Annotated in this window: 7 protein-coding genes; all 7 read left to right on the forward strand. The window is 66.9% G+C overall.

Annotation, left to right across the window (positions count from 1 at the left end; genetic code table 11):
* The coding region (locus tag AC1D2K_RS30190) for an ABC transporter substrate-binding protein (RefSeq protein ID WP_478093554.1) at positions 1-790 on the forward strand (790 nt) is incomplete at its 5' end.
* Between the two features lie 45 nt (positions 791-835).
* Entirely contained in the window at positions 836-1,048 is a 213-nt protein-coding gene (locus AC1D2K_RS30195) for an ABC transporter permease subunit (RefSeq protein WP_478093555.1), read from the forward strand.
* Positions 1,048-1,707, forward strand: a complete 660-nt coding sequence (locus AC1D2K_RS30200) for a branched-chain amino acid ABC transporter permease (protein WP_478093557.1) — start codon at positions 1,048-1,050, stop codon at positions 1,705-1,707. The genes AC1D2K_RS30195 and AC1D2K_RS30200 overlap by 1 nt, the downstream gene beginning before the upstream one ends.
* Positions 1,704-2,696, forward strand: a complete 993-nt coding sequence (locus tag AC1D2K_RS30205; RefSeq protein WP_478093559.1) for a branched-chain amino acid ABC transporter permease — start codon at positions 1,704-1,706, stop codon at positions 2,694-2,696. Before AC1D2K_RS30200 ends, AC1D2K_RS30205 begins: the two co-directional genes overlap by 4 nt.
* Positions 2,693-3,490 carry an ABC transporter ATP-binding protein gene (locus AC1D2K_RS30210; RefSeq protein ID WP_478093560.1) on the forward strand — a complete coding sequence of 266 codons (798 nt, stop codon included), beginning with the start codon at positions 2,693-2,695 and terminating at the stop codon, positions 3,488-3,490. Before AC1D2K_RS30205 ends, AC1D2K_RS30210 begins: the two co-directional genes overlap by 4 nt.
* On the forward strand, positions 3,487-4,200 hold the full coding sequence (locus AC1D2K_RS30215; protein ID WP_478093562.1) for an ABC transporter ATP-binding protein: 714 nt from the start codon (positions 3,487-3,489) through the stop codon (positions 4,198-4,200). Before AC1D2K_RS30210 ends, AC1D2K_RS30215 begins: the two co-directional genes overlap by 4 nt.
* 126 nt (positions 4,201-4,326) lie before the next feature.
* Positions 4,327-4,662: FAD-dependent monooxygenase (locus tag AC1D2K_RS30220; RefSeq protein WP_478093564.1), on the forward strand; the 336-nt coding region annotated here is incomplete at its 3' end.

Below are 4,662 nucleotides of genomic sequence, written 5' to 3' on the forward strand. Positions count from 1 at the left end.
GTACAAGGTGCCGCTTTTGACCGGCGTGTCTTCCAAGGCCGACCTGACCGAGAAGGGCATGCAGTACTTCTTCCGCTCGGCCGAGACCGACCGCCTGATGTCGAAGACTTTCAGCAAGATCCTGGCCGAGAAGCTGCAGCTCAAGACCGTCGCCTACATCGGCGTCAACGACGACTGGGGCCGCGGCGGCGTCGAAGATTTCTCGAAGGACCTGAGCGCGCTCGGCGTCAAGACCGTGATGAAGGAGTACTTCGACCATGGCGCGACCGATTTCTACACGCTCCTGACCAAGCTGCGCGCGAGCAATGCCGACGGCGTCTTCGTTGCCGCCGAGACGCAGGACGGCGCCATCCTCGTCAAGCAGTTCAAGGAGTTCGGCCTCAAGACCAAGATCTTCGGCGTCGGCTCCTGGGCCACGGCCGACTTCGTCGGGCTGACCGGCGATGCGTCCGAAGGCATCTACGCCGCGGTGCCCTACGCGTCGAGCCTGCCGGGCGAAGCCAACAAGGCCTTCGTCGAGCGCTACACCGCCAGCTACAAGGAGAAGCCCGGCAAGTACGGCGCCGCCGGCTACAACGCGATGAACATCATGATGGAAGCCATCGCGCGCGCCGGCAAGGCAGAGCCCGAAGCGGTGCGCGACGCACTGCGCAAGACCGACTACACCGCGCCCAACGGCCGCTTCCGCTTCACCGAGAAGGGCGAGGGCTATGGCTTCGACGTCGTGCTGGTGCAGATCGCCAACAAGGAACCGCGCGTGGTCGCCGAAGCCGCGACCGAGAAGCCATGAGCGGCCGACGCTCGCGCAACGCATAGCGGCACAAGGAAACCCAACATGGAACTGTTGCCACAGTACCTCGTCAACGGCCTGGTCACGGGTTCGTTCTACGCCCTGTCGGCGCTGGGACTGACCCTGATCCTCGGCCTCATGCGGGTCGTCAATTTCGCCCACGGCGAGCTCTACATGCTCGGCGGCGTCATGGGCTGGTGGGCCACCACGCGGCTCGGACTCGACTCTTCACGGGCCTGCTGCTGGTCGCCGTTGTGATGGGCGCATTCGGCTGGTTGATCGACCGCTTCCTGATCGAGCGCATCCGCGACCAGGGCGAAGAGCCCGGCATCCTGCTGACCATCGGCCTGTCGATCTTCCTCGCCAACACGGCCCTGCTGATGGTCGGCACCTCTCCGCTCAAGGTCGAGGCGCCGATCTCCGCGGGCCCGGTGTTTCTCGGTCCGATCGTGCTGACCAAGCTGCGGTTGTTCGCGGTTGCGGTCTGCGCGCTGCTGATCCTGGCCGCCTACCTGACGATCCAGAAGACCCGGCTCGGCCGCTCGATGCGCGCCACCTTCCAGGACCCGATGGCGGCCCGGCTGGTCGGCATCCGCACCGCCAACGTCTACGCCAGCACTTTCGCGATGGGCACCGTGATCGCCTCGCTGGCCGGCATGCTGCTCGGCTCGATCTATTCGGCGCAGGTATCGGTGGGCGGGCTGGTGAGCATGAAGGCCTTCGTGGTCGTGATCCTCGGCGGCATGGGGAGCTTCCCCGGCGCCATCGCGGGGGGCCTGCTGCTCGGCGTCTCGGAGGCCTTGTGGGGCGGCTACGTCGCGACCGGCTGGGTCGACATCATCGGCTTCGTGCTGGTGATCCTGACGCTGGTCTTTCGGCCCTACGGCCTGTTTGCCAAACGTGCGGAGCGTGCATGAGATTCGAAAAACGTTGCCTCCTGGCGCTGATGGCGCTGGCTGCCCTGGTGCCGCTCCTGGTGCGCGACCAGTACGTGCTGCACATCGCGATCATGGTGCTGTTCTACGCGGTGCTGGCCACCAGCCTCAACCTGGTGGTCGGTTACGTCGGCGAGTTCTCGCTCGGCCACACAGCCTTCCTGGGCACCGGCGCTTACGCCGCCGCCATCCTCTCGACCACCTACGGCTGGCCGATCTGGGCCACCATCCCCGTGGCCGGGCTGCTCGCTGCGGTCATGGGCGTCATCATCGGCGGCATCACGCTGCGGCTGCAGGGGCCGTTCTTCGTGATCGTGACCTTGTCGTTCTCCGAGGTGCTGCGCCTGGTGGCCGACAACTGGATCGCGCTGACCAACGGACCGATGGGCATTGCCGGCGTGCCGCAGCCCGCGCTGCTGGCCGACGTCGGCAACCTCGGCGCGAAGCAGTTCTACTACGTGGCGGCGTGGCTGCTGCTGGCACTGGCGCTGTATCTGTCGTTCCGCTTCGTGAACTCGAATGCCGGCCGGGCCGCGGTCGCCGTGCGCGAGAACCGCTACGTCGCGCAGTCGATCGGCATCCGCCCGCTGACCTACTCGATGCTGGCGCTGGTGCTCGGCGCCTTCCTGTCGGGCATGGCGGGCGGCTTCTACGCGCACTACATCTCTTTCGTCGGACCCGAGGTGTTCCGCTTCGCCTTCATGGTGAGCATGATCATCATGGTGCTGATCGGCGGCAAGGGCACGCTGGTGGGGCCCCTGATCGGGGCGCTGCTGGTGACCTTTCTCGAGGAGTACCTGCGCGAGGCGAAGGAGCTGCGGCTGTCGCTGTTCGGCTTGGCCGTGATCGCGATCGTGCTGTTCCTGCCGCGCGGGCTGATGGGCTTCATCACGCAGCGCCGCGAGACCCGCGCGAAGCAGGCTGCAGCCCCCGCCGCGCCGGCGCAACGCACGGCAGGGAGGCCCGCATGAACGCCGCAACACTGGCCGCCAACGGAGGCTCGCTCGAAGTGCGCGCACTCAGCAAGTCCTTCGGCGGCATCAAGGCCGTCAAGGACATCAGCTTCGACGTTCGTGCCGGCGAGATCGTGGGGCTGATCGGGCCCAACGGCGCGGGCAAGACTACCTGCTTCAATCTGATCACGGGCTTCTACACGCCGACCGGCGGCAGCGTGCGCTACAGCGGCCAGGAAGTGACCGGCGAGAAGCCCTTCCGCATGGCGCGGCGCGGCATCGTGCGCAGCTTCCAGAAGACCAACATCCTGAAGTCGCTGACCGTGTTCGAGAACGTGCTGACCGGGCACTACCTCGAAGCGAAGCAGTCGCTGTGGAGCACCTTCTTMCCGACGTCGAAGGTGCGCGCGACCGAACGCGCGGTGCGCGAGAGCGCCGAGCAGATCGTCCACACCATGGGCCTCGCAGAGCGCATGGACGTGCCGGCCTACATGCTGTCCTGCGGCGAGCTGCGGCTGCTCGAAGTCGCGCTCGCCCTGTCGGCCAAGCCCGAGATCCTGATGCTCGACGAGCCAGCCGCCGGCCTCAACAGCCAGGAGGCCCGGCGCTTCGGCGAGATCCTGAAGCAACTGCGCGGGCGTTTCGTGAAATCGATCCTGATCGTCGAGCACAACATGGGCCTGGTCATGGGCGTCTCGGACCGCGTGGTCGTGATGCACTTCGGCGAGAAGCTCGCCGAGGGCACACCGGCGCAGGTGCAGGGCGATCCGCGCGTCATCGAGGCCTATCTGGGCGGGGGGAAGAAATCATGAGCAAACTGCTCGAACTCAACGACCTGCACGTGAGCTACGGCAAGACCGCCGCGCTGCACGGCGTCAACATGACGGTGCGCGCCGGCGAGGTGGTCGCGCTGATCGGCGCCAACGGCGCGGGCAAGAGCACCACGCTGCGCGCGATCTCCGGCCTGCTGCGGCCGACGCGCGGCGACATCCTGTTCGACGGCCGGACCATCGGCGGTATGGCGGCCGACCGCATCGTCGGACTGGGCATCGCGCAGTCGCCAGAAGAGCGGCACGTGTGGCCAGCGATGAGCGTGTACGAGAACCTCACGCTTGGCGCCTACCTGTGCAAGGAGAAGGCCGAGGTCGAGAAGCGCGTCGGCGTGGTCTACCACCGCTTTCCGCGGCTCAAGGAGCGGCATCGCCAGCTGGCCGGCACCCTGAGCGGTGGCGAGCAGCAGATGCTGGCGATCGGCCGGGCGTTGATGTCCGAGCCGCGGCTGCTGCTGCTCGACGAGCCCAGCCTGGGCCTGAGCCCGCGCATGGCCGAAGAGGTGTTCGAGTTCGTGCGCGAGATCAACCAACACGGCGTGACCGTACTGCTGGTCGAACAGAACGTGCACAACGCGCTGTCGGTGGCCTCGCGCGCCTATGTGTTCGAGACCGGCCGCGTGGTCGCCGAGCGCGATGCCGCGGGACTGCTCGAGGACCCGGGGCTTCTGAGCGCCTACCTGGGCGGCTGAGGCGGGCGGGCGGGCGGCGTACTGCGCCGTGCCAAGGGCTCGTCGGCAATTCATTAATTAATTGAACGTTTATTTATCCACATGCCGCGGCCCGTGCTGCGGCATCGTCAACCAGGAGATTCGAGTATGAGTAGAGCAATTCGCGTCGGCATCGTCGGTGCCGGCATCGGCGGCGTGGCACTGGCGCGCGCGCTGCGCCTGCGCGGCATCGATGCCCATCTGTTCGAGCGCGCGTCGGCCTTTGGCGAGATCGGCGCCGGCGTGCAGATGACGCCGAACGCGGCCAAGGTGTTGCAGGCCCTCGGCGTCAGCGACGGGCTGGAGCGCATCGGCTTCCTGCCCGAGGCGATGGTGGGACGCAACTGGGAGGACGCGCGCGAACTCTTCCGCACGCCGCTGAAGGAGGCCTGCCCGCGGCTCTTCGGCGCCGGTTTCTATCACGTACACCGCGCCGACCTGCAC

The sequence above is a fragment of the Variovorax sp. P1_H12_2 genome (assembly GCF_056405335.1).

What these genes read in the sequence shown, in the direction of transcription:
- AC1D2K_RS30195 (WP_478093555.1), top strand. Translation starts at nt 836, where the DNA reads ATGGAACTGTTGCCACAGTACCTCGTCAACGGCCTGGTCACGGGTTCG.
- AC1D2K_RS30200 (WP_478093557.1), top strand. Translation starts at nt 1,048, where the DNA reads ATGGGCGCATTCGGCTGGTTGATCGACCGCTTCCTGATCGAGCGCATC.
- AC1D2K_RS30205 (WP_478093559.1), top strand. Translation starts at nt 1,704, where the DNA reads ATGAGATTCGAAAAACGTTGCCTCCTGGCGCTGATGGCGCTGGCTGCC.
- AC1D2K_RS30215 (WP_478093562.1), top strand. Translation starts at nt 3,487, where the DNA reads ATGAGCAAACTGCTCGAACTCAACGACCTGCACGTGAGCTACGGCAAG.